The 26,469-nt window shown below is 60.5% G+C and carries 26 protein-coding genes and 1 pseudogene; 20 read left to right on the top strand and 7 right to left on the bottom strand.

Annotation, left to right across the window (positions count from 1 at the left end):
- On the top strand, positions 1-215 hold a 215-nt coding region (locus tag C9383_RS08165), incomplete at its 5' end, for an integrase core domain-containing protein (RefSeq protein WP_146164705.1).
- Positions 216-332: 117 nt separating this feature from the next.
- On the opposite strand, the pseudogene C9383_RS08160 reads toward C9383_RS08165, so the two are convergent.
- Positions 333-1,498, bottom strand: a pseudogene (locus tag C9383_RS08160) (MFS transporter).
- 94 nt (positions 1,499-1,592) lie between these two features.
- Between C9383_RS08160 and C9383_RS08155 the strand changes: the two are divergent.
- Both C9383_RS08155 and C9383_RS08150 read left to right on the top strand, forming a co-directional pair.
- Complete coding sequence (locus C9383_RS08155; RefSeq protein WP_090371793.1) at positions 1,593-2,486, top strand: LysR family transcriptional regulator; 894 nt, start codon at positions 1,593-1,595, stop codon at positions 2,484-2,486.
- Positions 2,487-2,614: 128 nt separating this feature from the next.
- Entirely contained in the window at positions 2,615-3,331 is a 717-nt protein-coding gene (locus tag C9383_RS08150; protein ID WP_090371790.1) for an SAM-dependent methyltransferase, read from the top strand.
- Between the two features lie 96 nt (positions 3,332-3,427).
- Here the strand turns inward: C9383_RS08150 and C9383_RS08145 are convergent, their stop codons facing one another.
- Positions 3,428-4,873, bottom strand: a complete 1,446-nt coding sequence (locus C9383_RS08145; protein ID WP_090371788.1) for a phosphatidylserine decarboxylase family protein — start codon at positions 4,871-4,873, stop codon at positions 3,428-3,430.
- Between the two features lie 92 nt (positions 4,874-4,965).
- Positions 4,966-5,553 (bottom strand): LuxR C-terminal-related transcriptional regulator, encoded by a 588-nt coding sequence (locus C9383_RS08140; RefSeq protein WP_090371786.1) that lies wholly within the window; start codon positions 5,551-5,553, stop codon positions 4,966-4,968.
- A 129-nt stretch (positions 5,554-5,682) separates the two neighbouring features.
- Here C9383_RS08140 and C9383_RS08135 point away from each other — a divergent pair, with 129 nt between their 5' ends.
- Genes C9383_RS08135 through C9383_RS08125 form a run of 3 tightly spaced genes read left to right on the top strand, consistent with a single transcriptional unit; the run spans position 5,683 to position 9,762 of the window.
- Entirely contained in the window at positions 5,683-6,861 is a 1,179-nt protein-coding gene (locus tag C9383_RS08135) for an acetyl-CoA acetyltransferase (RefSeq protein ID WP_060755375.1), read from the top strand.
- 3 nt (positions 6,862-6,864) lie between these two features.
- On the top strand, positions 6,865-8,397 hold the full coding sequence (locus tag C9383_RS08130) for a class I adenylate-forming enzyme family protein (RefSeq protein ID WP_090371783.1): 1,533 nt from the start codon (positions 6,865-6,867) through the stop codon (positions 8,395-8,397).
- Between the two features lie 45 nt (positions 8,398-8,442).
- Positions 8,443-9,762, top strand: coding sequence for an MFS transporter (locus C9383_RS08125; RefSeq protein ID WP_090371781.1), 1,320 nt, complete (start codon positions 8,443-8,445; stop codon positions 9,760-9,762).
- A 163-nt stretch (positions 9,763-9,925) separates the two neighbouring features.
- Here C9383_RS08125 and C9383_RS08120 read toward each other — a convergent pair whose 3' ends face one another.
- A complete protein-coding gene (locus C9383_RS08120) occupies positions 9,926-10,792 on the bottom strand; it encodes a LysR family transcriptional regulator (RefSeq protein WP_090371779.1) in 867 nt (288 codons plus the stop codon).
- A gap of 93 nt (positions 10,793-10,885) precedes the next feature.
- Here C9383_RS08120 and C9383_RS08115 point away from each other — a divergent pair, with 93 nt between their 5' ends.
- From C9383_RS08115 to C9383_RS08090, 6 genes are all read left to right on the top strand, one after another.
- The gene (locus C9383_RS08115) at positions 10,886-11,434 is read left to right on the top strand and encodes a DUF4865 family protein (protein WP_090371777.1); all 549 of its coding nucleotides are present in this window, start codon (positions 10,886-10,888) and stop codon (positions 11,432-11,434) included.
- A gap of 94 nt (positions 11,435-11,528) precedes the next feature.
- Entirely contained in the window at positions 11,529-12,086 is a 558-nt protein-coding gene (locus C9383_RS08110) for a histidine phosphatase family protein (protein WP_090371775.1), read from the top strand.
- A gap of 127 nt (positions 12,087-12,213) precedes the next feature.
- Positions 12,214-13,689, top strand: a complete 1,476-nt coding sequence (locus C9383_RS08105) for an AAA family ATPase (protein ID WP_159438938.1) — start codon at positions 12,214-12,216, stop codon at positions 13,687-13,689.
- A 2-nt stretch (positions 13,690-13,691) separates the two neighbouring features.
- Positions 13,692-14,642 (top strand): hypothetical protein, encoded by a 951-nt coding sequence (locus C9383_RS08100; protein WP_090371771.1) that lies wholly within the window; start codon positions 13,692-13,694, stop codon positions 14,640-14,642.
- Positions 14,643-14,694: 52 nt separating this feature from the next.
- Positions 14,695-15,450, top strand: a complete 756-nt coding sequence (cobF, locus tag C9383_RS08095; protein ID WP_090371769.1) for a precorrin-6A synthase (deacetylating) — start codon at positions 14,695-14,697, stop codon at positions 15,448-15,450.
- A gap of 8 nt (positions 15,451-15,458) precedes the next feature.
- Positions 15,459-16,178: an alpha/beta hydrolase gene (locus C9383_RS08090; RefSeq protein ID WP_090371768.1), complete on the top strand. Its 720-nt coding sequence runs from the start codon at positions 15,459-15,461 to the stop codon at positions 16,176-16,178.
- A 132-nt stretch (positions 16,179-16,310) separates the two neighbouring features.
- Here C9383_RS08090 and C9383_RS08085 read toward each other — a convergent pair whose 3' ends face one another.
- On the bottom strand, positions 16,311-16,865 hold the full coding sequence (locus C9383_RS08085; protein WP_090371765.1) for a DcrB/PsbP domain-containing protein: 555 nt from the start codon (positions 16,863-16,865) through the stop codon (positions 16,311-16,313).
- Between the two features lie 72 nt (positions 16,866-16,937).
- Positions 16,938-18,746, bottom strand: coding sequence for a monovalent cation:proton antiporter-2 (CPA2) family protein (locus C9383_RS08080; RefSeq protein WP_060755366.1), 1,809 nt, complete (start codon positions 18,744-18,746; stop codon positions 16,938-16,940).
- Between the two features lie 214 nt (positions 18,747-18,960).
- Between C9383_RS08080 and C9383_RS08075 the strand changes: the two genes are divergently transcribed.
- Entirely contained in the window at positions 18,961-20,517 is a 1,557-nt protein-coding gene (locus C9383_RS08075; RefSeq protein ID WP_060755365.1) for a DUF726 domain-containing protein, read from the top strand.
- A gap of 39 nt (positions 20,518-20,556) precedes the next feature.
- A complete protein-coding gene (locus C9383_RS08070; RefSeq protein WP_090371763.1) occupies positions 20,557-21,876 on the top strand; it encodes an Nramp family divalent metal transporter in 1,320 nt (439 codons plus the stop codon).
- Between the two features lies 1 nt (position 21,877).
- On the opposite strand, the gene C9383_RS08065 is transcribed toward C9383_RS08070, so the two are convergent.
- A complete protein-coding gene (locus C9383_RS08065; protein ID WP_060755462.1) occupies positions 21,878-22,810 on the bottom strand; it encodes a LysR family transcriptional regulator in 933 nt (310 codons plus the stop codon).
- Positions 22,811-22,927: 117 nt separating this feature from the next.
- Here C9383_RS08065 and C9383_RS08060 point away from each other — a divergent pair, with 117 nt between their 5' ends.
- The 6 genes from C9383_RS08060 (at position 22,928) to C9383_RS08035 (ending at position 26,235) form a co-directional block, all read left to right on the top strand.
- The gene (locus C9383_RS08060) at positions 22,928-23,416 is read left to right on the top strand and encodes a DMT family transporter (protein ID WP_060755362.1); all 489 of its coding nucleotides are present in this window, start codon (positions 22,928-22,930) and stop codon (positions 23,414-23,416) included.
- Between the two features lie 4 nt (positions 23,417-23,420).
- Entirely contained in the window at positions 23,421-23,876 is a 456-nt protein-coding gene (locus C9383_RS08055; protein ID WP_090371761.1) for a DMT family transporter, read from the top strand.
- Positions 23,877-23,965: 89 nt separating this feature from the next.
- The gene (locus C9383_RS08050; RefSeq protein WP_060755360.1) at positions 23,966-24,136 is read left to right on the top strand and encodes a metallothionein; all 171 of its coding nucleotides are present in this window, start codon (positions 23,966-23,968) and stop codon (positions 24,134-24,136) included.
- A gap of 82 nt (positions 24,137-24,218) precedes the next feature.
- Positions 24,219-24,983, top strand: coding sequence for an AraC family transcriptional regulator (locus C9383_RS08045; RefSeq protein ID WP_090371760.1), 765 nt, complete (start codon positions 24,219-24,221; stop codon positions 24,981-24,983).
- An 88-nt stretch (positions 24,984-25,071) separates the two neighbouring features.
- Positions 25,072-25,245: a DUF1427 family protein gene (locus C9383_RS08040; RefSeq protein WP_081087031.1), complete on the top strand. Its 174-nt coding sequence runs from the start codon at positions 25,072-25,074 to the stop codon at positions 25,243-25,245.
- Between the two features lie 30 nt (positions 25,246-25,275).
- Entirely contained in the window at positions 25,276-26,235 is a 960-nt protein-coding gene (locus C9383_RS08035) for a quinone oxidoreductase family protein (RefSeq protein ID WP_090371758.1), read from the top strand.
- Positions 26,236-26,469 lie beyond the last annotated feature (234 nt).

Genomic DNA, 26,469 nt, shown 5'->3' with positions numbered 1-26,469 from the left:
AAAGTATGAGCCGTAAAGGCGAGTGCTGGGACAATGCCCCGATGGAGCGTTTCTTTGGTAGTTTGAAGTCCGAGTGGGTGCCTGAAGCGGGCTACCAACTGGAGCATGAGGCCCGGGCAGATGTGCAGCGCTATGTCTCGCGCTACAACATCAGCAGGCCTCACAGCTATAACGACTACAGGTCGCCGGTCGTGAAGGAAAGGTTGGCGGCGTGAACCGTAATCAGTGTCCAAGATTACTTGACCAGTTCAGCTTGCTCCCGATGGCGGCCTGTCAGTCGGCTTATTTATGACTGATACACCGCTATCGGGAGCAGTTCCCCCTCATCTTCGTCACACCACTGCTGCTTCCATCGTTCTGGAACGCCAGGCATACGCCAACACCATCAGCAACCCCAGGGCAGCCATCGCCGCTCCGGCCAGGGCAATCGCCGGATAACCCAGACCCGCGTTGATTACCGCTCCGCCCAACGCCGCGCCAATCGCGTTGCCAAAATTAAAGGCGCCAATGTTCACCGCAGAGGCCAGGTTGGGCGCGTCCTTCGCTGCTTCCATGACGCGCATCTGTAGCGGCGGCACCAGGGCAAAACTGGCGATACCCCATACCAGGATGGCCAGAGCAGCCGGCACCGGCCAACGCATCAGCAGGGTAAACGCCAGCAAGACGAGAATCAGAACGCTGAGCGAGACGATCAAGGTGCGATCTATCGAGCGGTCCGCGGCCTTGCCGCCCCACAGATTGCCCAGCGTCAACCCCACGCCAAAAAGCATCAGCATGGCAGTGATGTAGGCGGTGGAACCATGGGTCTCGCTGCTGAGGATCGGCGCGATGTAGGTGAAGACGGTAAACATTGCGCTGGATCCGACTACGGTCAGGGCCAACGCGCCCAGCACCGGACCACGCCCCAGTACCCGAATTTCAGCCATTACACCGCCGCCTTGTGGCGCCTTCAGGTTAGGCAGAGCGAACCACAACGCGGCCATGGTCACTACGCCGAGGCCGGTAATTCCCCAGAAAGCGGTGCGCCAACCGAACAGTTCACCAAACCAGGTGGCCATCGGCACACCACCGATGGTCGCCAGGGTCAGGCCCATGAACATCGCCGCAACCGCCCCGGCACGTTTCTCCGGGGTGACCACGCTGGCGGCGACGATGGAGCCAACGCCAAAAAATGCACCATGGTTCGTGAGGTCACCACCCTGGCGACCATGAGGCTGTAGTAATCGGTGGCCAGCGCTGACATCAGATTACCCAGGGTGAAAATTGCCATGAGCCCGATCAGCAGATAGCGCCGGGGAATCTTGCCGGTGGTCAGGGTCATCAGAGGTGCGCCGAGCAATACGCCCAACGCATAAGCGCTGACCAGCAAACCGGCGGCAGGAATGGAAACGCCCAGATCCGCAGCGATACCCGGCAACATGCCCATGGGGGCGAATTCTGTTACGCCGATGCCGAAGGCACCGATGGCGAGTGCGACAAGTGGTGGATTGATATGCATGGAAGGCTCCTTATCTGTGCCGCTAATGCTACGATCCAGTTTTTTTAGGCGGTAGTTGGCATTTTTGGTAATCACCTTTGCGCAGGAGGCACAAGTGGACTTCAACGGTAGGTCAGGTGAAATGAGCGTGTTCACCACCGTGGCGCAGGAAGGCAGCCTGTCGGCCGCCGCACGTGCTCTGGGCCTGACACCCTCGGCAGTCAGTCGGATCATCGCGCGTACCGAGCAACGTCTTGGCACCCGCCTGCTGTTACGCACCACCCGAGCGATCACCTTCACCGCCGAGGGCGAAGCGTTCCTGCGCGGCGCCCGGCGCATCCTGGCCGACATGGACGAGGTCGAAGAAGCCATCGCCGACCAAGGCGTTCCCAGGGGGCGATTGCGAGTCAGTGCCGCCCTTGGCCATGGACGGCTGGCCATCGTTCCTTTGGTTGCAGCATTCAGCGCCCGTTACCCGAACATTGTCGTCGACCTCACCCTCGGCGACGAAGTGGTCGATATTCTCGGCGGACAGGCCGACGTCGCGGTCCGCTTTGGCCATCTGCCCGACAGCCCGCTGACCGCGCGCAGGATCGGCGACACCGGCCAGGTAGTGGTGGCATCGCCCGAGTATCTGCAACGCCACGGTATCCCCCAGGAACCGGAGGACCTGCTACAGCACAACTGCCTGCGCTTCAACTTCCGGCGCGCTGAACCTAACTGGCCGTTTATCCGCGATGGAAAAGAGTTTTCCCTGAAGGTCAGCGGCAACATCGAATGCAGCAGTGGTGAAGCGCTGGCACAACTCGCGCGAGTAGGTGCCGGTATTGCACGTATCGGTGAGTTCACCGTGAGAGGGGATCTGCAGCGCGGCGAACTGGTTCCGCTGTTGGAAGCCTGCAACCCGGGGGACCAGGAACCGATTCATGCGGTGTTCATCGGCGGGACGGCTATGCCGGCGCGGGTGCGATTGTTCGTGGACTTCTTGCTGGAACATCACCGGATGTAAGCGCAGGCCCAAGCTCTGACACTGATGGAGCGGCCTTTATTCTTTGCAGGAATGCAATCCATGAAATTAATGAATTTTTATTATCGCAACACATGACCTATGTTGATTCAAGGATATGGAGAATCACCTTGAACTCATCATCGCCCAACTCAGTTGAAAAGTTCGATAACACCCGTGCCAACGAGTACGGACGTCAAAGCCGCATCGCGCTGGCCGGTTATGACGCCTGTCAGGATCTGGCGGCGTGCATGCTCGCGGCAAGCCTCGGCAGCCGGGACTCGGCAAAAGTCCTGGCAGTCGGTGCAGGCGGTACGGCGCAGGAGATTATCGCGATGGCCAGGCTTGAGCCGGGTTGGCGCTTCACCGCCGTCGACCCCTCCGAATCGATGCTTGAAACCGCGAAGCAGCAGCTGGCCGCCAATGACCTGCTCGAAAGAACCGAGCTGGTGCTTGGGCATGTTGAAGCACTGGCGCCGGATGAGTCTTACGACGCCGCCACCTTGATCGGTGTACTGCATCATCTCGATGGGGACGAGGCCAAGGGACACATCCTGCGAGCCATTCGGGCGCGTCTGAAACCGGGGGCTCCGTTGATTGTGGCGGGCAATCAATATGCCTATGCCAGCCAGCCGTTACTCCTGGCTGCCTGGGGGCAACGCTGGCGGCAGCACGGCGCCGGCCCGGATGAAGTGAAAGCCAAGCTTGGGAAAATTCTTCAAGGCGCTGACCCTCCGCATTCTGAAGCGGCGGTTCAACAGTTGTTGCATGAGGCGGGGTTCGGGGAGGCGACGCGTTTTTTCAGCAGCCTGTTCTGGAGCGCTTGGTTGACGTGTAAAACCGGTTGAGCAGGGCGGCGTGAGCCGCGGTACAAACATCACGCGGCATCACGCGGGGGCAGACCCCATGCAAGGTAATAGTGGTCTGCCCCTTGTTTCTCGCCCCTAGTGGCTAGGCGTCGACCCCTTGGGTTTGCGCGGGACCAGCGCCGTCGCAATCACACTGCCCATAGGCGTTGGTTTGGGCGCCTGGCGGTGCTCCACGGCCTTGACCGCCCATTCTTCCAGGCACACGCGGTCGCGTTGGAACACCATCACGTGGGTCGAGCCGCCGAACTCGAAGTGACCGATTTCCGTACCGCGCTTGATCGTGACCGGCCTGGCACCTTCGTCGACGATAAACGCCGGTTCAATGATGCAGGTCGACACCTCCACCATGCCGATGCAGATCAACGCCACGTACCCGCAGGCAGGGTGCTCGAAAATAAAGATCGCGCGTGCCGCCACGTGGCCCAGGTAGGGTTGTGACTCGGTGCCTTCCCAGGTGCCCGGGCCTTCCTTCTGGGCCGGGCGTTGGGCGAAGTAAGTCCCGGGCTGTACCCATGAACGCACGAGGGTGCCGTCCAGTGGTGCGTTCCAGCGATGGTAGTGGGTGGCCGACAGGAAGCCCTGGTAAAGCTGGCCGCCTTCAAACAGCTTCGCCAACGTGGATTGGCCGGCGAACAGGTCCAGCAGCGAGTAGTTGACGTCCTTGATCCAGAAGTCGCTTTCAAGGGCGATATCGTTCTCATACTCCCACGGCGTGGTCTCGCAACCGATATTGACTTGGGTCTTGGCGTCGCCCTGGAAAGGCCGTGCGCCGGGCACGAATTTACGGATGAAAAACGCGTTCCACGAATCGAAGCCGTAGCCGGGTTTTTTCGGGTCGCACTCCATCTGGTCCCATACCCCGGCTTTCCAGGCGGCCTTGGAGATCCAGGAACCCGGTTTCTCGGGGTTGTTGATGTCGAGTTTGTCCAGCGACTGCGGGCTCTTGAGGAAGGCGTTCCAGGTGTCGAGCACTTGCTTGAACTGCTGGTTGAAGGTGGCGTCATGAAACAGCGCAACGCCGGCTTCGGTGGCCATGGAGATCGCCAGGAAGCCATTCATGGGCGTGCCCACCTGAGCGGTGTCGTTGAAGGACGACGAGGTGCTGACGATCTCGTTGAGGATCTCGAAGAAACTGTCGTAGCCCTCGATCCACACCGCGTCACCATCCTCGGTCTTGATCTGGTCGCGGGTATGGGGGGGCAGGGTCATCACGAAGGCGTTGGCCTGCTCGATCATCGACATCACCCACATGCGGTACACGCTGTGGCTGGTCACCCATTGCTTGAAAGCCACCAGTTGCGGCTGCATGGGCGCCAGGGTGCCGGCTTTTTTCATCGCGGCGATATAGTTGCGCAGAGGCACCAGGTAATTGGCGGTTGCCCATACGCGGTTGGGCACCCAGAAGCCCATTTGCACGGGGCCGGCCTTGTCCAGGGTGAGCAGGTTGGAGCCGCTGCCCTCGACGGGCGGTGGGGTTTTACGCGGGAGAGTGGCAGGTGAAGAACGATCAGAGTGCGCCATGGTATTAGTCCTTTAAACATCGCTGCGTGGGGAAGCTCCTCTTGAGCAGTGTTCAGCGTAGCCAGCGCGGGACCGGGGTTTGTAATGGTTGGCTATAACCAGCTGCGGCCACCGACGAAAATCATCTTCGACACCAGCTCCACGATGTTCTTCACCTCCAGTTTTTTCATCAGCCGTGCCCGGTGCACCTCCACCGTGCGGTGGGAAATCCCCAGGCGCAGGGCGATTTCCTTGGACTTGAGGCCGTTGACGATCAGCATGGCGATTTCCCGCTCCCGTGGCGTGAGATCGCCGGTGCCGGTGTGGGGGCGGTCCAGGCGTTCGAAGTGCCAGATCATCAGCTTGAACGGGTCTTTGGGGGTGAGGGTGTAGCCATGGGACCGGGCCCAGAACACTTCGCCGCTTTTGTGCTGCATGAAGCGTTCATCGGAGTAGAAGCCGTTTTCACTGTCGAGCAACCAGTCATGGCTGCGCTTGCCGATGGCGTGGTAATCGGCCTGGGACGGGTAAATCAGCAGGGTCAACTGGTTGACCAAGGCGTCGCGGGTGTAGCCGAACAGCTTCAGGAATGCTTCGTTGCAGTCGACCATCACGCGATGGCGGGTAACGATCTGTGGCGCAGGCGACAGCTGGAACGCCAGGCGCTCGATATCTTCGAAGAGCGGTTCAAACACAGTCATTGGGCGTCCTGCCTCGTTGTATATCGCTGCGGTTACTACTTATCCATGTAAGTAGTTACACGAATTGGCGAGCGATCCAGGGTGGTTCATTGTAGGGAATGTTTACACCCACACCAGAAGAAATTGAATATGCCTGCTGATTGCGTCTCCATAGTTGCCGCTGGTCATTCGCGTTTTGGTCGCCTGGATGGCACCACCCTTGAGGACCTGATCGTAGAGGTCACCCGCGAAGCCCTGATGGACGCGGCCATTGATGCGGCAGAGATTGACGCGCTGTTTCTCGGCCACTTCAATTCAGGGCTGGTGCCCGACGGCTTTGCCGCCTCGTTGCTGTTGCAGGCCGACCCGGGGCTGCGCTTCAAACCGGCGACCCGTTGCGAAAACGCCTGTGCATCCGGTTCGGCGGCGATCCAGGCCGGGGTCAATGCGATCCTCTCCGGCAGCGCCGAGCTGGTACTGGTGGTGGGCGCCGAGAAAATGACCCACACCTCGACGGCGGCCGTCACCCAGGCCCTGGCCGGTGCCGGTTATCAGAACGACCCGGCCGAAGCCGGCCTGAGTTTCCCGCAATTGTTCGGCCGCGCCGCCCGGCAATACGCCGAGCGCTACCATTGCCCGCTGGGCTCGATGGCCGCCATCGCCACCAAGAACCACACCAATGCCATGGCCAACCCGTTGGCGCAGATGCATCGGGTGATGGATTTCGAGCACTGCAACAATGTGTCCCAAAGCAACCCGTTCGTGGCCGAGTCCCTGCGCCTGACCGATTGCTCGCTGATCAGCGACGGCGCCGCCGCGATTATCCTGGCGTCGCCCAAGCGTGCGCGGGCGTTTCGCCGCGATGTACAGATTCGTGCGCTGACCCAGGTCAACGACACGCTGCCCATAGCCCGGCGCGACATCCTCGCCTTCGAAGGCCCGCAACGGGCGATCCACTCGGCGTTGCGCGGGGCCAACATCACCCTGGCCGACCTGAGCTTTGCCGAGGTGCACGACTGCTTCACCATCGCCGAACTGCTGATCTACGAGGCCATGGGCCTGGCGCCCAAAGGCGAGGGCCACCGTGTGCTCGACAGCGGCGTAGTGCGTGCGGGCGGGCGGCTGCCGGTGAACCTTTCCGGCGGGCTCAAGGCCAAGGGCCATCCGGTGGGGGCGACCGGCGTATCCATGCATGCCTTGGCGTTTCGACAACTGACCGGTGAGCCGATTGGCCTGGCGGTGCCCAACCCCGAGTTCGGCCTGGTGTTCAACATGGGCGGCATGGCGGTGGCCAACTACGCCTCGGTCCTGCACGCGCGGCGCAGCTGAACCATGAACATCGCCCATTGGCTACACGACACCCAACGTCGCCATCCGCAGCGCCCGGCGCTGTTCGAGGGCGCCCGGCAAGTGGCCGACTACGCCACCTTCGCCGCCCATGTGCGCCAGCGTGCCGCCTGCCTGGTGGACCAGCACGGCCTGGTGCCGGGCGATACCGTCGCGGTGCTGATGAAGAACAGCTGCGACTACCTGGAACTGCTCTACGCGATCTGGTGGATGGGCGCGGTAGCCGTGCCGATCAATGCCAAGTTGCATCCGGCGGAGGCGGCGTGGATCGCCGCTGATGCCGAGGCGCGCCTGATCTTTACCGACGGCGGCCGGGTATTCTCTTCGCGGGATTTGCCCGCGCGCTGCAAGGAACTCGACGGTCACGTACTGCCACCGACCCGTGGCTGGCCGACCCTGGCGCAGCCGGTATCGCGCCAGGACCAGGACCTCGCCTGGCTGTTCTACACCTCCGGTACCACCGGGCGTTCCAAGGGCGTGATGTTGTCCCATGGCAACCTGATCGCCATGTCGCTGTGCTACGCCACGGATGTCGACCCGGTCAGTGCCGATGACGCGGCACTGTATGCGGCGCCGATGTCCCATGGCGCCGGGCTCTACAATTTCATTCATGTGCGCTGCGGCGCACGGCATGTGGTGCCGGCGTCCCACGGCTTCGAGGCGGCCGAGCTGTTCGGCCTGGCGGCGCAGTTGGGCAAGGTGTCGCTGTTCGCCGCGCCGACCATGGTCAAGCGCATGGTCGAGCAGGCGCGGCGTCAGGGGTACCACGGCGAAGGCATCAAGACGATCGTCTACGGCGGCGGGCCGATGTACCTGGCCGACCTGCGTGAAGCCGTCGACAGCTTTGGCCCGCGGCTGGTGCAGATCTACGGCCAGGGCGAGAGCCCGATGACCATCAGCGTGCTGCCCCGCGCGGTGATTGCCGACCGCCAACGCCCTGATTGGGACAGCCTGGCGGCGTCGGTCGGGCACGCGCAAGCCTGTGTCGAGATCCAGATTCTCAACGCGCAACACCAGCCGGTGCCGACCGGCGAGCGCGGCGAAATTGCCGTGCGGGGTGCCACGGTCATGCAAGGTTATTGGCGCAACCCTGAGGCCACCCGCCAAACCCTGGTCGACGGTTGGCTGCTGACCGGCGATATCGGCTTTGTCGATGCGGCCGGTTACCTCACGCTCACGGACCGTTCCAAGGACGTGATCATCAGTGGCGGCAGCAACGTGTACCCGCGTGAGGTCGAGGAAGTGCTGGCCCAGCACCCCGAGGTGTTTGAAGTGTGCGTGGTGGGCGAGGCGGATGCGCAATGGGGCGAGTCGGTGGTCGCGTTTGTGGTGACCCGCAGCGGCCAGCCGCTCGACGAGGCTGAGCTGACCGCCTGGTTTTTGGCACGCATGGCGTCTTTCAAGAAACCCAGGAAATACCTGTTCCGCGATGAGTTGCCCAAGAACAGTTACGGCAAAATCCTCAAGACCGACTTGCGGCAGTGGTTGAAAGACGCGAGTATCGCCGCCACTCGCTAGCCCGCATTTTTTCATGGATAGAACAACCGACAAGGAGTCCCTTCGATGGGCATTCACCCGCAAGACACGCTGCGCAAGCGGCGCCGCGCGTTTCTCGGCGCCACCTCCGGCCACTTGATCGAGTGGTACGACTACGGCGTCTACGGCTTTCTTGCCGTGTACATCGGCCAGGCGTTTTTCGTCTCCGATGACCCCACCACCAGCCTGCTGGCCAGCTTTGCCGCGTTCGCCCTGAGCTTCTTCATCCGGCCCTTGGGCGGGCTGTTCTTCGGCCCCTTGGCGGACAAGATCGGCCGCCGCAAAACCCTGATCATGGCACTGGTGATGATGACAGGCTCCACCGTGTTGCTGGGCTTGCTGCCCAGCTACGCGACCCTGGGCATCGCCGCGCCGATCCTGCTGATCCTGGTGCGTTGCGTCCAGGGCTTCTCGGCAGGCGGCGAGATCGGCACCGTCACCAGTTTTATCTCCGAATACGCCGGCCCCGGCCGTCGTGGCTTCGCCACGTGCTGGCTGATGGTGACTGCGGTACTCGGCCTGTTGCTGGGCGGTGCGGTCGCCAATGGCATGACCTGGGTGCTGGGCGCCGATGTGATGCAGGAATGGGCCTGGCGCGTGCCATTCCTGATCGCCGCACCGCTGGGCTTTATCTCGATGTACATCCGCTTGAAGCTTGAAGACAGCCCTGAGTTCCTGGCCCTGCAACGCGCCGGGCAAACCTCGCGTGCACCGCTGCGTGAAGTCTGGCAGTGGAAGCGGGCGATTGCCCTGGTGTTCTTTATCATCACCTTGCACAGCTCGATTTTTTACCTGGTGCTGACCTTCGCCTCGACCTACATGGCCAAGATCCTCAAGTTCGACAGTGGCACCACCTTGCTCTATGTGTTTGTCGCGAGTTTTTCGGCGGCCTTCGTGATGCCGTTCGGCGGTGCGTTCACCGATAAGTATGGGCGCAAGCCATTCCTGATGGTGATCGGCACACTGGCGACGCTGGCGATGTTCTGGCTGTTCAAGTCGGCCCCGACCGCCACGCCGGCAACGTTCTTTGCGCCGCTGATGGCGGTGGCGATTCTGTTTGGGCTGTATGCCTCGTCTACCTATGCGCTGATGAGCGAACTGCTGCCGACGCGTATCCGCTCCACCGGGATTGCGGTGGCGTACAACGTGCCGGTGGCGGTGTTTGGTGGCAGTGCGCCGTTGATCTCGACCTGGTTGATCAAGGTGACTGGCGACATCACCTCGCCCTGGTATTTCTATGTGGCCACCGGCGTGGTGTCGTTGATTGCGCTGGTGGTGTTGCGCCGGGAGGACTTTGTGGCCAACGGTAGTCCTGCGCAGGTGCCGGCCAATGCGGCGCTTGCCTGACGGGAGGGGGGTGGTCCCTAAAGGCACAACTCTGTCACTGTGGCGAGGGAGCTTGCTCCCGCTGGGCCGCGAAGCGGCCCCAGCTTTTGCTTTGAAAAGACAGGGCCTGCTACGCAGTCCAGCGGGAGCAAGCTCCCTCGCCACAGGTTACCCGTTGTCCACTCTAGCGCTGCAGCACCCCACGAAAAGTCGCGCTCAAGGCCCGCAGCGTGTCGCGGGATCGCTCGTCGTTGATGCGGCTGTGCAGCTTGACCTCACTGACGGGCAAGGCGGGCAACCCGTATTGCTCGCCGACCTCCACCGCGCCGGCCGGTGCCACGCGGTGTGCCAGTGCGGCCACCCCCAGGCCGGCGCTGACCGCCGCTCCCACGGCCAGCACACCGCCGCCGACAAACACCTCGGTCCAGTCGATGCGTGCGTCATCCAGGGCTCGGGTTGCCAGCTGGCGAACACCGCAGGGCGCAGCCAGGGTTGCGATGCGTAGTGGGGCATCCGGACTGTGTTGCCACGTCGGCGCGGCAAACCAGCCAAAGCGCTCCACCGCCAATACTTCGCCATCTTGGCGATCGTCTTCGTTACGCACGATGACCGCGTCCAGCTCGTTGCGCTCGAACGCGGCGACCAGGTCGCGAGATGAGGCGATGCGCACTTCAAGAATCACCAGGGGATCGTAGGCCGCAAGGCGGCTGAGCCAAGTGGGCAAATCCGGCCCGGCCACATGGTCGCTGATGCCGATCACCAACCGCCGCGCTGCGTGGCCGCCCAGGTCACCGAGGGCGCGTTCATGGGCGTTGAGCAGGGTGCGGGCGGCGCCGATGAATCGCTCACCCTGTGGCGACAGCCGCACATGCCGGGGCGTGCGCTCCAGCAGCCGATAACCCAGGCGCTCTTCCAGGCGCTTGAGCTTGAGGCTGATAGCGGCCTGGGAAGTGTCCAGGGCCTCGGCGGCACGCGTGAAGCTGGAGAAATCCGCCACCAGGACGAAGGCTTGCACGGTGTCGATATCCAGCGGTTTGTTCGTATCAGTCATATCGTATACTTATTTCACATATATCCATTGATATCTTGTTGAAATTATCGGCGCTGCGCAAGCTGGCATCTCATCTTGCTCAGGAGTCTCTCCATGTTTGCCAAACAGTATTCACACCGCTTGCCCGCCGACTACGACATGCACGTGATCCACCAGCGCGCCGCACAATTGGGGCCTTTGTGGGATCACACCGAGGGGTTGCTGTTCAAGGCGTTTATTGCCCAGGAGCGTGGGCAGGCGGCAGGCAATGTCTATGCGTCGGTGTACTTGTGGGCCGACCCGTTGCAGGCGGTCGACTTTTTGCTGGGCGAGCGCTTCCAGAAAGTACTCGACAGCTTTGGTCGACCGCATATCGAAAGTTGGTTGCCGGTGGATGTGGTGCGCGGCCCCGCGTCGGGCGCGCTGAGTCTGTACCGGGAAGAGTGGCCGCTGGCCCCCGATGCGGACCGAGCGCAGGTATTGGCCGAGCAGAAACGCCACAATCAGCAACTGGCTGAGCGCACCGATACGTTTGCCGTGTTCCTGGCCCTGGATGTCCAGGCATGGCGGCTGGTGCGGTTTACGCTGTCAGCCGGCGCGCTGGAGGCGGAGCATCCTGGCAGCGGCTATCAGGTCTTGTACCTGGCCCATCCTGGTGCCTAGGCCCACAGGCGGGGCTTCTGATCGTTGTTCGTTGTAACATCGGGAGGACCTCGCCGGTCGACGATGACCGCGCACCGAACCGAAGTGAGCTGTGATGCGAACCACCCGCTTGACACTTATCTGCCATGCCAGCACCCAGGCCCTGAAACGCGGGCGTTTTGCACGGGATGAGCCCGTGGATATGGATTGGCAACAGGCGGCACTCTCCCTGGCGGGTCGATTCAAGCGGGCACCCCGCGTGGTCTGTGGCCCTGAGTTGCGTACATGGCAGACGGCGCGGATGTTTGCCGAGCAGCCGCAAGTCGACCCGTGCCTGCGTGAGTATGATTTTGGTCGATGGCAAGGCCAGCCCCTGGAGGCCATCCAGCAGTCCGAGCCCCAAGCCTTGCAGGATTGGCTGGGTGACAGCACTGCCGCGCCACACGGTGGCGAATCCGTGACGCAACTCTGCGAACGCGTCGGCCAATGGCTGCATGACCTCGAACACACCCCCGGCCATGTACTGGCGGTAACCCATCCGTTCGTGATTCGCGCCGCGTTGCTGCAGGTGATGCAGTGCGCGCCGGCTGCGTTCGGGGCGATTGATGTCGAGCCGTTGTCGTCGACTGAGCTCAGGTTCAATGGGCGATGGCGCTTGCGGTTGGATGCGTGAATTGAAAGCGGTGTAACGCAAAAGGGTAGGGTGTGGCAAAATACCATCACTACGGCTGCGAATGATTTTTTCATGACGTTTTTAAAAGCCTAAATAATTTCTACGTTGCGTAAGGGATTCTATGCAAGTGAAAAAGTTAATTGCGGCAAAAACCAGCACTCATACGTTCGAATTTGAAAATCAAGAAAGCTTGAAGTGGGATGGCTTTTTTGAGGTGGATACGGTTCGATTGGTTCTCGGTAATAATGGTTCTGGTAAGACAACGTTATTAAGCAATATGGCAGCGTCCATTTCATCTGCTACTCCCTCTCCTCGTAGGGCGGCTTATGATGTTCGAGAGACATCGTCGGAAAAGCTGTCGGATGCAGAACTTGAAAATATTGGAGTGATTTATTTTTCTCCGCTTCCGTATCGTCGCAGGCTACCTTTACGTAAAAGATTAGTTGATGCTTCTCCGCGTTTTGAAAAGAAAGAAAGTTTTGATCGTGTGGAGCAGTTTTATAAAGTCGCCAGCGACTTGGCTCTTAACTCAAACTTGAGGGCGGAGGTTTGCTATGAGTTTGAGTTGTTTAAGCTGGTGCTGGTGCCAGCGCTTGTTTCAATGAGCAACAATAAGGGGTTTCAGGCGGACGAGCCCGTAAATTTGTTTTTGGCTGAATATAAAAAACTTGCGCGAAAGCGCGAGTCGATCAGCTTGGATTATTATGAAAGTGAGCGTTTAAGTAGTCAGCTTGAAGGGGCGATCGACACGTGCGTGCTCAGATTTGAGCGTTTTGTACTTTCGAAACTTCCAAGAGGCAAGGGCCGGCTGGCTCTGCTTGCAACTCTGTCGTCACTGGCAAAAAAAGAGTCTAATGTAAAGCGTGTTGGTCGGCTATTTTTTAATCTGCATGGTTTTGTTAATGATCCCTTTTATCAGATGGATGAGCAGCTGTTCAGTTCTCTGAGAACGACTTTGAAGGCAACGCTTGGTTTTATGAAAGCAGGAGAGAAGGACGACGTTAGAAGGCACAATCGCTCCTATTCTTTTTTGATACACTCAGCCAAAGACGCCGCCAGTATAAAAATGTCCGAAGCTGCGGTCGAGGTGCGCTGGACCGACCAAAGTTCAGGGTTGAGGGCGCTGGTTGATCAGTTTTCGCTGCTGAGAAATGCGTTTGCAAACATGAAACGTAAAGCGCTTAAACATATTTTGGTTTTCATTGATGAGGGCGATGCCTATCTTCACCTAGAGTGGCAGCGCCGCTATATCTCCCTTCTGAATAAGTTTTTGTTGAATGTGAAGTCAGAATTCGGCATGGAGATTATCCAAGTGGTCATCGCCACACACTCTCCAGTCATTACGGGTGATTTTCCTGCCTGCATGATCACCAACCTGGATCAGGAAGTCGTTCCTCAAAATACGTTTGCTGCACCGCTTGAAGATATTGTTCTGAATTCTTTTGGTGCCGCCGCCATTGGTGAGTTTGCAGCGACCAAGATAAATGAGCTGAATGCTCGGCTCAAACAAGGTGAAGCATCAGCACTGGATCAGCTTTTGCTGGAAAGTATCGGTGACATTGGTATCCAGAAGGCGCTGTATCGTGCGCTGGAGGGGAAGTAATCATGATCATCAATATCGCGCACGTATGGCAAGGTGTGTCCGCAAGACATGAAGGGTTTTTGTTGGTGAAGCTACAGAAGCTGAGTAAGTTTCTAAGCGGCTTCAATGGCCCGAGTACGACGCACCATAAGTTGATGGTGTTTTTAGATATTCATAAAAAAGCTATTTGCCAGAGCGATCCACTTGCACTTCCCGGGGTGATCGCAGCTTTTTCTCAAACGTTCACGTGTGCAGTGGATGTCGACTACGTTAAGGGGTTGTTTGGAAAATACCTGTGTTATGAAAATTTCATTGCCAAAGAGAAAGTCGTGTTGCTGAAAAAGTGGGACGCTTATGCGTTGTGCGCCTCTACGCAATTGAAGGTTTGCCCTTACTGCCATATTCAACCGATCGACACTTATGTCAGCCCGGATGGTTTAAAAAGCTACAGACCCAATATTGATCATTATTATCCAAAAGCCGAGTTTCCCTTTCTGGCTTTGAGTATTGGCAATTTCATTCCCTGCTGTGAGAAGTGTAATGGGCCGCAAATGAAAGGGGCGACGCGGTTCGACCTCACCCCCCATTTGCATCCGTTGGTGGATGCGGAAAATATTACGTTCAGGCTCATACCCAAAGGGCAGGCTATCGACCCTACAGCCCTGGCATTGCAGGCGAAGAAAACGGCCTATGAAATTGAGTTGGTGGCGTCCAACGGCACGTGTCAAAAGGTAGATAACTCCGTGGCAACCTTTCAACTGCTTGCTCGTTATCAGGTTTGCGTGCCTGATGCGTTGGCGGTAGCAAAACTGTCTCGACAAGGCAGTAGAAAGAAAATTTTGCCCGAGTTATTACCCGAGCTGGATTTCGATGACGATCATCCCTTGGGCTTCGATGACTCGGATGACAGTTATAAAAACGTGCTGATGGGTAAGCTCAAGCTCGACATCGCTCGGCAATACGGGGTGATTTGACCCAGCAGGCCGACAACATGGCAAAATCCACATCCCGCACTGAGAGCACCCCATGAAAACCATCCTGATCATCGGCATTGGCGCCGGCAACCCCGACTACATCACGATGCAGGCCGTGAAGGCGCTCAACCGTACCGATGTGTTTTTCCTGATGGACAAGGGCCAAAGCAAAGACAAGCTGATCGACCTGCGGCGTGAAATCTGCGAAACCTACATCACCGACCCGGGCTACCGTTTTGTCGAGGCCGACTGCCCCGAGCGTGTGCGTGGCGATATCGATTACACCACCGCCGTGCAGGACCTTAACCGCGATAAGCAAGCGACCTTCGAGCGGATGATCACTGAGCAAATGGCTGACGGCGAAGTGGGTGCGTTCCTGGCGTGGGGCGACCCGGCTTTGTACGACAGCACCATTCGTATCCTGCAGGCGATCCTTGCCAGTGGCCGCTGTGCGTTTGAATTCGAAGTGATCCCCGGCATTACCAGCGTGCAGGCCCTGGCGGCCCAGCACAAAGTGCCACTGAACCGTATCGGCCGCTCCATCGAGATCACCACCGGCCGGCGTTTGGCGGCGGGGCAGGCCAGTGATGCCGATACCCTGGTGGTCATGCTTGATGCCGAGGACTCCTACCGCACCGTGGCCGATCAGGACCTGGATATTTACTGGGGCGCTTACCTGGGCACGCCGGACGAGATCCTGATCAGCGGTAAAGTCGCCGAGGTGGCGCCGGAGATCGAACGGGTGCGCAAGGCCGCGCGCCTGGCCAACGGCTGGATCATGGATACCTATTTGCTGCGCAAACCTTGAGGTTACCCATGTTCAAACTCTTCGCGCTGACATTGGCTTTGCTGGCCGGCACTGCCCAGGCCGACGCCACCTTGCACACCGATTTGCCGCTGTCGTACCTGGAGCAGACCCAGGGTGAAGCGCGCAACCAGCCGTTGGTGATTTTCCTGCATGGGTTCGGCAGTAACGAGGAAGATCTGTTCGGCATCAAGGACGCGCTGCCATCGACCTGGACCTACTTGTCGGTGCGCGCGCCAATGCCGGTCGACCCCAGTGGCTATCGCTGGTTTGCCAGGAAACCCGGCGACGGGGATTACGATGGCGAGACGGCTGACCTGCAACGCAGCGCCAGGCTGATCGAAGAGTTCGTGACCCAGGCCACTGCCAAATATCACACGCAAAGCGATCGGGTGTTCCTGGTGGGGTTCAGTCAGGGCGCGATCATGTCCTACGAAGTGGGCTTGCGAAAGCCAGGGTTGGTGCGTGGGATCGCGGCCTTGAGTGGCAGCGTATTACCGGTGCTCAAGGCTGAACTGAAACCCGATGCGGCATTGGACAAGCTGGCCATTTTCATCGGCCATGGCACGTTGGATCAGGCGCTGCCATACACCGCGGCCACGCGGGCCAATGATGTATTGCTGGGGTTGGGCTTGAAGCCCGAGTTCCACGGGTATATGGGCATGCCGCATACCGTGAGTGAGGCCGAGATACAGGACCTCAAAGCCTGGCTGGAAAAAAACCTGCGATAGAAATGCGGTCAAAAATGTGGGAGCGGGCTTGCTCGCGATTGCGGTGTATCAGGGGCAGATGAAGTGCCTGACACCCCGCATTCGCGAGCAAGCCCGCTCCCACATGGGTTTTGTAGTGTTTGGCCGATCGGGTTATTTGCCGCCGGTGATTTGCTTCACCAACTGCTCATGCCCCTTCACATCATCGGCCCGGGAGATCGCCTGGATCACCAGCAGATGGTTGCCTGAACCGCCCAAAAAGGTCGAGTTCAAGGTCTTGCCGCCGCCTTGGGTCGCAGTGCTGTCCACTTGGCGCAGGCCCAGGCCTTTGAAGGTCAGTTTTTTCTCGTTTTGCTTCTTGAAGTCGGGCAGGGCGGCGCTCTGGTCCTTGACGAAGTCGGCCACCGCGCCGTCGAGGAATTGCGCGTCGTTATCCTTGATCGTAGCTCCATCGTTGCGCACTGTTTCGGCGACGATCACCACACTTTTTGTGGTCGCGTTGGCGTACAGCGTGCCCTGGGTGTCGGCGGTGCCATCCTCTGCCTTGCCGGAAGGCAGCGTATCGGCGATGTAGGCCTTGGGCAGGCTGAAGGTGAATTTGCCGCCCAGGGTCGAGATGGTTTGCGTGGTCGGTTTGCCGGCAGCGAATACGCTGCCGGCGGTAAGCGCGAGGGCCAGCAGGGCGGCGGTCTTGATGAAAGTGGCCATGAAGCGCTCCAGTGATGAACGAAATTGCGGCGTATTCTGTCAGAAAATTCGCAAGATCGTTCATCGGCAGCCCTACACCTTATCGGACTCTTCCTGAAGCCGGTCCATCTCAAACAGCCGCGCCAGTTCTGCGCGGGCTTCCTGGGCGGTCTGCATCACCTTGGCCGCGTCGTCGTATACCGCATGTTGGGCGGCGAGGACTTGCAGGTCGTGGTTTTTGAAGCGCGTGATGCGGGCGTCGGCCTGGGCCTGGCTCAAACCGAGGCCAACCAGGGTGCGGCGGCTCATCTCCAGGCTGGAATAGAAGGTTTCGCGCACGGGCGAGGCGTCCAGGTCTACCAGACGGTGCACGTGCTGGCGGTTACGCGCACGGGCGATGATCTTCATGTGCGGGTAGAGGTTGCGCACCAGTTCGGCGGTCTTGATGTTGATCTCGGGGTCGTCCATGGCGATCACGAAGAACTCGGCCTGGTCGACCTTGGCCGCGTGCAGGATTTCCGGGCGCTGCGGGTCGCCATAGAACACCGGCATGCCGCCGAAACTGCGGGTCAGTTCGATGGTTTCCACCGACGTGTCCAGTGCAATGAACGAAATATTCTGCGCCCGCAGGATACGCGCGACGATCTGGCCCATGCGGCCCATGCCGGCAATCACCACCCGTGGCGCATCACTCTCGATGGTGCGGTATTCCTCCGGCACTTCCACCGGTTTGACCTTGGGCTTGAACAGCTTGGGGCAGACCAGCAGCAACAGCGGCGTCACGGCCATGGACAGGGTGATGGTCAGCACCAGCACATCGTAGAGGTGCGGTTCGAACAGGCCCTGGTCACGGCCGATCTTGAACACCACGAAGGCAAACTCACCACCCGCCGCCAGCACCACGCCCAGGCGCAGCGCGCTTTCGCGGTTGAGATCGCCCACCAGGCGCCCGACTGCGTATAGCAGCGGCAGTTTGAGGCCGATCAACAGCAGGGTCAGGCCGATGACCACCAGCGGCGAACTGAGCAACAGGCTGAGGTTGGCGCCCATGCCCACGCTGATGAAAAACAGGCCCAGCAGCAGGCCCTTGAACGGCTCGATCTGGGACTCCAGTTCGTGGCGGTATTCCGAATCCGCCAGCAGCAGGCCGGCGAGGAAGGCGCCGAGGGCCATGGACACCCCGACCAGCTCCATCAGCCAGGCGGTGCCGATGACCACCAGTAACGCGGTGGCAGTGGACACTTCACGCAGGCCGGTCTTGGCCACGATGCGAAACACCGGACGCAGCAGGTAACGCCCGCCGATGATCACCACGGCGATGCTGCCTAGTATTTGCAGCACGTGTTGCCAGCCTTGGGCTTCGGTGGTGGGGTGGTCGCTACCGGCCAGCAGCGGCACCAGGGCGATCAGCGGGATCGCGGCAATATCCTGGAACAGCAGAATCGCAAAGGCCAGGCGCCCGTGGGGCTGGTTGAGTTCCTTGCGCTCGGCCAGGCTCTGCAGGCCAAAGGCGGTGGAGGACAGCGCCAGGCCCAGGCCGAGTACGATCGCGCTGTTCCACGCCTGGCCAAATAGCCACAGGGCCACCACGCCCATGACCAGGCCGGTGAGCAACACTTGGGCCAGGCCGACGCCGAACACCGCCTTGCGCATCACCCATAACCGCTTGGGCGACAGTTCCAGGCCGATGATGAACAACAGCAACACCACGCCCAGTTCCGAAAACTGCGCCACGCTTTGCGGGTTACCCACCAGGCCCAGCACCGAGGGGCCGATGACCACGCCAGCGAACAGATAGCCCAGCACCGCGCCCAGTTGCAGACGCTTGGCCAAAGGCACGGTCAGCACGGCGGCGAGAAGGAACACCACGGCTGCTTGTAACAGGTTGCCTTCATGGGGCATGGAGAACTCCAGGATCAATAAACACGCATCTACAGGCGCCATTAGAACGCCTTTTACCGTTGGAAACTTGTACTTGTGCGGCGAGATTATAATCAGCCACTGTGAAAAAACTCCTGCAGCAAGGCGGCGAGCGCTCACGCCGGTCAGGATTCACCTTTGTCAGCGCCATGCTTTGTTACTATCGCCGCCCATCGTCACCAGGAGTCACCGGCCCATGCAACACCAGTGGGATGAAATGCACCGTACCCGCAAGCCCACGTTTTTGCTGTGCGGCGAGCCCCAGGGGGAGGTGCTCAATCTCTACGTTCACGGTTATTCGGCGTTCTTCAACCGCCAGCAACTGGGCAGTTTCAAGCAACAACTGGCGAGTATCGAAGGCTCGACCAACCTGATGCTGTTCTGGCCGGCGGGGCATTTCCTGGAAAACCTGTTCGCACCGTTCAAGGACGTGCTCGCCTCGATGCTCGGCGGTGGCGGCGTGGGCGCTGCGACGGTGGGGGTGGGCAAGGCGATTGCCTATTTCCTCGACCATTACAAAAGTGTCGAGGCGCGTGTCGATGAAGTGGCCAAGACCTTATTGCCCGAGCTGGCCGGCTACCTGCGCGCTGAAGCGCTGCCGGTGCGGCGTATCAACCTGATCGGTCATTCCCTCGGCGCGCGCATCCTGGTCAAGAGTGTGTTGGCCAGCCCGCAGGTCGCCCGCGAGTTGCCGTTGAATAATCTGCTGCTGATGGGCGGGGCGATCTGTACGTCCAGCCCGTGGGAAGAGGTGTCGGTGCCATTCAAGGGGCGGGTGATCAACTGCCACTCGAGCAAGGACTGGGCACTGGCGATAAAACCGGATACCGAGCGCTGCATTGGTCGCTATGCCATTGAGGTCACACCGGCGTTGAAGGCCAAGGTCACCAATGTGCATCTGCCGACCTTCGATCATGCCGCCTACTGGCCGCAATTGCAGACCGTGGTGCAATACACCGACCTGTTGCAAGAGCGGCGCGGCCTGATCCGCGCCGACCAGCGTAGCGCTGAGGTGCGGTTCGCCGAGGAGGACGTGGCGCTGTTCCCGGCACTGGTGCAGGCGCGCCCGGAAGAGCTGAAGTTTCTCGCTGAGCTGATGGCGCAAAAGCGCAGCGCCTCAATCGATGCCAGTGTGCGTGAACCGCTGAAACTGGCCATCGAGTTGCAGCGCATGGGCGGTGACAGCTTCATGAACCTGGCCCGCGGCCATGGCGTGAGTTATCGCCAGATTGCCGAGGATGTGGCTCAACGGCTGGGGATCAAGTTCGATGAGCCGGTTGAGTCCGTGGCACTGGCGGAGATCGAGGCGCAGGTCGCGCAAACACTGATCGAGCAGTACAAAGACAAACTGAGCGGCGCCGATCGGCAGGCTTTCGACGCTGAACTCAAGGCTGCCGCCCAAAGAGAGCAGGGGTTGTTCACCCGCTTCGACCTGGGCCGTTCGGCGACCACCGCGTTGAGTGGTACCGCATTGGCGGGGCTCACCGGGTTTATCCTGCGCCGGGGCGCGGCCACCGCGATTCCGGTGGTGGGCCAGGTGCTGGCGGCGGCGATGTTGCTGGTCAGCGGTGTGCGTGCGTTTTCCGGCCCGGCTTACTCGATCACCACCTTGGCGGTGCTGGTGGTCGGCATGATTCGCCAGCGCATGGAGCGTGAGGCTCTCAACCAGGAAATGGACCTGGCGGTACAAGTGGTCGAAGCGTTTGACCTGCCCCGGGAAACGGTGATGCGCACGGTTGCGTCCGACTGCTAAGCTGCACGCCTGTCTTGTGTTGTCTGTCTGGAATGCCGCGTGAAATTCAGCCTGCCGAAAATCGCTACCGCCCCGTTCTGCCCACCGGAAGTGGCAGGCTCCGTTGCCGTCGACCCCAAGGCTTCGTTCTTCAAGCGGATGTTGATGTTCGCCGGCCCCGGTCTGTTGATCTCCATCGGCTACATGGACCCGGGCAACTGGGCAACGGCCATCGAGGCCGGTTCGCGCTATGGCTACAGTCTGTTGTTTGTGGTCCTGCTGGCAAGCCTGGCCGGCATGGCGGTGCAATGCCTGTGCTCGCGGTTGGGCATCGCCACCGGCAAAGACCTCGCCCAGTTGTGCCGCGAGCGTTACAGCCGGCGCTCTGCACGCACCCAGTGGGTGCTGGCGGAAATCTCCATCATCGCCACCGACCTCGCCGAAGTGCTCGGCTGCGCCCTGGCGTTTCACCTGCTGCTGGGCGTGTCGCTGACCACGGGCATCGTCATCACCGCCTTCGACACGTTATTGGTCCTGGCCCTGCAAAACCGAGGGTTCCGCCGCCTGGAGGCAATCATGCTGGCGCTGGTGGCGACCATCGGCGTGTGTTTCTTTATCGAGCTGGTGCTGATCAAGCCCTACTGGCCGGACGTGCTCAGCGGCTTCACTCCGTCGCTGTCGGCTATCAGCGACGCGGCGCCGCTGTACCTGGCCATCGGCATCCTGGGCGCTACGGTGATGCCCCATAACCTCTACCTGCACACCTCCGTCGTGCAAACCCGGTTGATCGGCAAGGACCTCGCCAGCAAACAGGATGCGGTCAAGCTGGCCCGTATCGACACCATTGGCTCCCTGGCCCTGGCATTGCTGGTGAACGCCGCGATCCTGGTGCTGGCGGCGGCTGCGTTCTACAAGACCGGCCATACCGATGTGGTCGAGATCCAGGACGCCTACCACCTGCTGGACCCACTCGTGGGTGGTGCTTTCGCCAGTATCCTGTTCGGTATCGCCCTGCTGGCCTCCGGGCAAAGCTCCACCTTCACCGGCACCATCGCCGGGCAGGTGATCATGGAGGGTTACCTCAACCTGCGCATTCCGTGCTGGCAGCGACGGTTGATCACTCGTGGGCTGGCGCTGATCCCGGCGTTCCTCGGGGTGTGGCTGATGGGGGACGAGGCCATCGGCAAGCTGTTGATCCTTAGCCAGGTGGTGCTCAGCCTGCAGTTGCCGTTCGCGCTTTACCCGCTGATCCGCATGACCGATGACAAGCAATTGATGGGGCCATTCGTCAATCGGCTACCCACGCGGTTACTGGCGTGGTTCCTGTTTGCGCTGATCAGTGGGGCGAATGCGTGGTTGATCGGGCAGTGGTTGTTCTGAATCACCGATCCCAATACGGCACCCGTCCAAAACACTCCACAAAATAATCAATCACCGTGCGCACCTTCAGCGACAGCCGTCGGCCGCCGGGCCATAGCGCGGCTATCTGTTGCGGCTCGAGGGTCGTCGCCACTTCGTAGTCGGTGAGCACCGCCTGCAAGGTGCCGGCGCGCAAGCTCTCGCCAATCAGCCAGGACGGAAACACCACCAACCCCAAACCCTGTTCAGCCGCGTGGGTGAGTGTGTCGGCATGGTTGCCGGTGATGGGGCCTTTGACGCTATAGGGCGTCCAGTCGCCTGGGGCGCGTCGAAAGAACCAGCGTTGCTGGCCGGTGACGCCCTTGTAGGCCAGGCATTGATGCTTGACCAGTTCATCAGGGTGGCTCGGCGTGCCATGGCGGGCCAGGTAAGCGGGGCTGGCGGCGATACGAAAGCGTTGGGGCGCGAAGATGCGTGCCTGCATGCTGGAGTCGTTGAGCACACCGATGCGAAACAGCAAGTCGGTGCCGTCTTGCAACGGATCGACGTAGGTGTCGGTTTGCTGGATTTCCAGTTGCAACTTCGGGTAGCGCCGGCACAGCTCGCCGAGCCATGGGGACAGGTGACGCTGGCCGAACACCATCGGCGCATTGATGCGCACCAGGCCGCTGGGCTCTCGTTCATGTTCCTGCAGGGCTTGGCCGGCGGCTTCCAGTTGCTCCAGCATGACGCGTGCATGCTGGCCGAGCAGGCGCCCGGCCTCGGTGGGGCTGACCGCACGGGTATGGCGGTAGAGCAGTTGTTGGCCGAGGGCCTGTTCCATCAACTGGATCTGCCGGGAAATGGAGGAGGGCGCCAGGCTTTCGCGGCGCGCCACTGCGGAAAAACTGCCGTAGTCGAGCACCGCGACAAACAGGCGCAACGCCTTGAAACTCAGTTCATTCAAACCCTGCATGGTAATCCCTGGCTGTGCGTATTGCGCAAAGGTGTTGTCAGCATGCTCCCATTTATCGCACAGGACGGCCACCGGATAATGCGCGCCATGTTTCCTTTTCTGAAGCGCAGGTGATGTATGCAAGCCAGTTCTACTGCGGCCATGGCGCAGGCCCGGCCGAAAAAAAACCTATTGCGGCTGCTGTTGTTGCCGTTGGTGATCATGGCGGGCATGGGCTTGTCGGTGGAGGCCGGTCTGTTGGGACCGCTGGGGGCTCAAGTCGGCCATTTATGGGCGACCTTGAGTATTTTTGGCGTCGGCTCGGCGATCCTGTTTTTGCTGCTGTTGTTCAGCGGCCCGCAAAAAGGCCCGGCGCTGGCCGGGCTGCCGCGCTGGCAATTGATCGGCGGGTTCCTGGGGCCAATCTATGTGGTGGTGCTGACGCTTGCCACGCCGCACATCGGGGTGGCGATGACCATGATCGCGATCTTGTCGGGCCAGGTCGGCAAGAGCGTGTTGATCGATCATTTCGGTTGGTTCGGCACTGCACGCAAACGGGTCAATGTCGAGCGCTGGATTGCGCTGGCGTTGATTGTGGCGGCATTGATCTTGATTGCACGAGGGTAAGGCGATGAACCTGATTTTATTATTGGTACTGGTGATCGCCGCCGGTGCGGTGCTGAGTGTGCAGGCGGCGATCAACGGTCGCCTGGGGCAGTCGGTGGGCGTATTGCGCAGCAGCTTGCTGACCTTCGCGGTCGGCGCACTGGTCACGGCATTGTTGGTTTTCTTCTTCGAACCGGCCCATGCCGTCAGTTTGCTGGATGTGCCCAAATGGCAGCTGACCAGCGCCTTGTTCGGCGTGGTGTACATGATCGTGATGGTCGGCGCGGTGCCCGTGGTGGGCACGGCAGTGGCGACGGTGGCGGTCATCGTCGGCCAGTTGGGCATGGGCATGCTGATCGACAATTTCGGCTGGCTGGGCAACCCGGCCATCGAACTGTCGGGCAGCCGGATCCTGGCGATGGTGCTGCTGGCCCTGGCCCTGGTGTTTATGTATCGCAGCAACAGAAGCCAGGTCGACTAACGGCGCTGAACCCTGCTTGCTTGCCGGCAGTCACTGTTTAAGGTGCGGCATCCGCTGCGCCGGGACGACCATGTAAAAGGAGTCTGACCATGGCTGATAACACCTGTGCCTGCCCACATTGCAAATGCGTACTGGGTAAAAATGCGGTGATGAAGGACGGTAAGGGCTATTGCTGCGAAGGCTGTGCCGAGCACCATGCCCATGGCGAGCCGTGCGCCTCGTCGACCGGCTGTGAATGCGCCAAGTCGGCGCATGCTTGAATACGCTCGGTTAAAAATCCTCTCGGATTATCGGGTGGCGGTCATTACCATGGCCGCTCACCCTTGACTGAATGTGCACCCCATGGCCCTGGCCGCTCCCCCCGACCTGACTGATCATGCCGTCCCCGTGCAACCCCTGGCACGCACGTACCCGCGAGGCTTGTATGTGGAGCCGCACAGCCATGACTGGGGGCAGTTGCTCTACGCCATGAGCGGCGTGATGTGGGTCGAGACGCCCCGTGAAGCCTTGGTTGTGCCGCCGCAGCGCGCAGTGTGGCTGCCACCGGGTGTGGAGCATGGGATTCGTGTGGTCTCGGACCTGCAGATGCGCAATATCTACCTGCGCCCGGCGTTGGCCGCGACACTGGACAGCCAGGTGCAGGTGATTGAAGTCGGTGGGCTGCTGCGTGAGTTGATCGTCAGCCTGGTCGAGCAAGGCGATAGCGGCGATTCGACGTATTACGATGCGGTGGTCGGCCTGGCGCTGTTGGAACTGCAACGGGCACGCCGCTCGCAGATCCGCATCGCCATGCCGCCGCAAGCGGATCGGCGGCTGATCAGCGCCTGCCAGGCGGTGATGGCGGCGCCGTCGCTGGAGATTCCCTTCGAGCAACACGCCGAGGCGGCAGGTGCCAGCGTGCGCACCCTGGCGCGGCTGTTCCAGCAGCATCTGGGCATGGGCTTCGCCGAGTGGCGTCGGCAAGTGCAGTTGGCCACGGCGGTGGCCGAGCTGATCCAGGGCCAATCGGTCAGCGGCATCGCCCGCTCCCTGGGCTATTCACCCAGCAGTTTCAGCGACATGTTCCGACGTGAACTCGGCGTGGCGCCGTCGCACTATGTCGGCTGAGGCTTGGCCGAAATTCTGAAGCACTTGGCCGATGCTTCCGGGATGGGCTCACTACACTGAGCCCATCAACTCGCCAGGCGTGAACGTCATGAACTACTTTGCTTCCCTCGCCATCGGCCTGCTCGTCGGCCTGATCTACGGTGCCTTGGACTTTCGCTCCCCCGCACCGCCCGCCATTGCCCTGGTGGGCCTGATGGGCATGCTGCTCGGTGAAAAGCTCTGGCCCATGGGGCGTGAGTGGCTGAGCGCCTGGTTGTCCTGATTTATTCTTTCCCTTCGATGGATATTGGCCATGAACGCATTGCAATTTTCCGCCACGGGCGACCTGGCGGCCCTGAGTTTCGTTGAGGTCGCCCAACCGGTGCCGGCGGCGGGTGAAGTGTTGGTCCAGGTCAAAGCGGCCGGCCTGAACCCCAGTGATGTGAAAAACGTGCTCGGGCGTTTTCCCTACACCACCTTGCCGCGTATTCCCGGACGGGACTTTGCCGGTGTCGTGGTGGAAGGCCCACCAGCGCTGGTCGGCCAGGCGGTTTGGGGCACCGGCCGTGACCTCGGGTTTTTTGCCGACGGCTCTCACGCGCAGTACCTCACCGTGTCGGCCAAGGGCGTGGCGCGCAAACCCACACACTTGAGTTTTGCCCAGGCCGCCAGCCTTGGCGTGCCGTACACCACCGCTTGGGATGCCCTGGAGCGCAGTGGTGTCGGCAAAGGCACGCGCGTGTTGGTGATTGGCGCCAACGGTGCTGTCGGCAGCGCGGCGTTGGCCCTGGCGAAAATTCGCGGTGCCCAGGTGCTGGCGGCGGTGCGCAAGGCCGATCAGGTCGGGGTACTGCAGGCGCAAGGGGTTGATGCGTTTGCCCTGGCGCAACCCGAAGCATTGGGCAAGCAGGTCAATGCGGTGTTTGAGGGCGGGGCGGATGTGATCTTCGATACCACCGGTTTTTGGCTGCCGGCTGCGGTCGCGGGGTTGGCGCCATTCGGGCGCATCGCAATCATCGCCGCGCCGGTCGACGGTCACGTGCAACTGCCGGCCCTGGCGTTGTACCGCAAGGGGGGGTCGGTGGTGGGTATCAATTCGCTGCTCTACAACTGTGAGCAGTGCGCGGTGATGCTGGAGCAGTTTGGGCGCTTCTTTGATGAAGGCTCGCTGCCGCTGCCGACAGGGTTGCGTGAAGTGGCGTTGGCCGAGGGCGTCCAGTGCTATGAGCAAGTGAACAGCGGCAGTGCGGACAAGATCATTTTCCTGCCTTGATGCCGCCCAAAAATGTGGAAGGGGGCAAGCTCTAATGCCCGTCAGTTAAAACAACCTGCCGCAACCAAATTTGTAGTGAGCGGGCTTGCCCCGGTACAAACCGGGGACATCGTTTACATTTCTAACCGGGGACATGGTTTACAGGCTAATACGCATGATCAGGAGGTAACTGATCATGCCCTGGAACCAAGAGTCCCCTATGAACCAACGAATCAAGCTGGTCGTCGACTGGCT

Source organism: Pseudomonas palleroniana (assembly GCF_003031675.1).
GTDB classification, from domain to species: Bacteria; Pseudomonadota; Gammaproteobacteria; order Pseudomonadales; family Pseudomonadaceae; genus Aquipseudomonas; species Aquipseudomonas palleroniana.
This window is presented reverse-complemented; position numbering and strand designations above follow the sequence as displayed.

What these genes read in the sequence shown, in the direction of transcription:
- C9383_RS08065 (WP_060755462.1), bottom strand. Translation starts at nt 22,810, where the DNA reads ATGCAGGGTTTGAATGAACTGAGTTTCAAGGCGTTGCGCCTGTTTGTC.
- C9383_RS08055 (WP_090371761.1), top strand. Translation starts at nt 23,421, where the DNA reads ATGAACCTGATTTTATTATTGGTACTGGTGATCGCCGCCGGTGCGGTG.
- C9383_RS08130 (WP_090371783.1), top strand. Translation starts at nt 6,865, where the DNA reads ATGAACATCGCCCATTGGCTACACGACACCCAACGTCGCCATCCGCAG.
- C9383_RS08125 (WP_090371781.1), top strand. Translation starts at nt 8,443, where the DNA reads ATGGGCATTCACCCGCAAGACACGCTGCGCAAGCGGCGCCGCGCGTTT.
- C9383_RS08040 (WP_081087031.1), top strand. Translation starts at nt 25,072, where the DNA reads ATGAACTACTTTGCTTCCCTCGCCATCGGCCTGCTCGTCGGCCTGATC.
- C9383_RS08075 (WP_060755365.1), top strand. Translation starts at nt 18,961, where the DNA reads ATGCAACACCAGTGGGATGAAATGCACCGTACCCGCAAGCCCACGTTT.
- C9383_RS08080 (WP_060755366.1), bottom strand. Translation starts at nt 18,746, where the DNA reads ATGCCCCATGAAGGCAACCTGTTACAAGCAGCCGTGGTGTTCCTTCTC.
- C9383_RS08110 (WP_090371775.1), top strand. Translation starts at nt 11,529, where the DNA reads ATGCGAACCACCCGCTTGACACTTATCTGCCATGCCAGCACCCAGGCC.
- C9383_RS08100 (WP_090371771.1), top strand. Translation starts at nt 13,692, where the DNA reads ATGATCATCAATATCGCGCACGTATGGCAAGGTGTGTCCGCAAGACAT.
- C9383_RS08035 (WP_090371758.1), top strand. Translation starts at nt 25,276, where the DNA reads ATGAACGCATTGCAATTTTCCGCCACGGGCGACCTGGCGGCCCTGAGT.
- C9383_RS08090 (WP_090371768.1), top strand. Translation starts at nt 15,459, where the DNA reads ATGTTCAAACTCTTCGCGCTGACATTGGCTTTGCTGGCCGGCACTGCC.
- C9383_RS08085 (WP_090371765.1), bottom strand. Translation starts at nt 16,865, where the DNA reads ATGGCCACTTTCATCAAGACCGCCGCCCTGCTGGCCCTCGCGCTTACC.
- C9383_RS08060 (WP_060755362.1), top strand. Translation starts at nt 22,928, where the DNA reads ATGCAAGCCAGTTCTACTGCGGCCATGGCGCAGGCCCGGCCGAAAAAA.
- C9383_RS08135 (WP_060755375.1), top strand. Translation starts at nt 5,683, where the DNA reads ATGCCTGCTGATTGCGTCTCCATAGTTGCCGCTGGTCATTCGCGTTTT.
- C9383_RS08145 (WP_090371788.1), bottom strand. Translation starts at nt 4,873, where the DNA reads ATGGCGCACTCTGATCGTTCTTCACCTGCCACTCTCCCGCGTAAAACC.
- cobF (WP_090371769.1), top strand. Translation starts at nt 14,695, where the DNA reads ATGAAAACCATCCTGATCATCGGCATTGGCGCCGGCAACCCCGACTAC.
- C9383_RS08140 (WP_090371786.1), bottom strand. Translation starts at nt 5,553, where the DNA reads ATGACTGTGTTTGAACCGCTCTTCGAAGATATCGAGCGCCTGGCGTTC.
- C9383_RS08050 (WP_060755360.1), top strand. Translation starts at nt 23,966, where the DNA reads ATGGCTGATAACACCTGTGCCTGCCCACATTGCAAATGCGTACTGGGT.
- C9383_RS08045 (WP_090371760.1), top strand. Translation starts at nt 24,219, where the DNA reads ATGGCCCTGGCCGCTCCCCCCGACCTGACTGATCATGCCGTCCCCGTG.
- C9383_RS08115 (WP_090371777.1), top strand. Translation starts at nt 10,886, where the DNA reads ATGTTTGCCAAACAGTATTCACACCGCTTGCCCGCCGACTACGACATG.
- C9383_RS08120 (WP_090371779.1), bottom strand. Translation starts at nt 10,792, where the DNA reads ATGACTGATACGAACAAACCGCTGGATATCGACACCGTGCAAGCCTTC.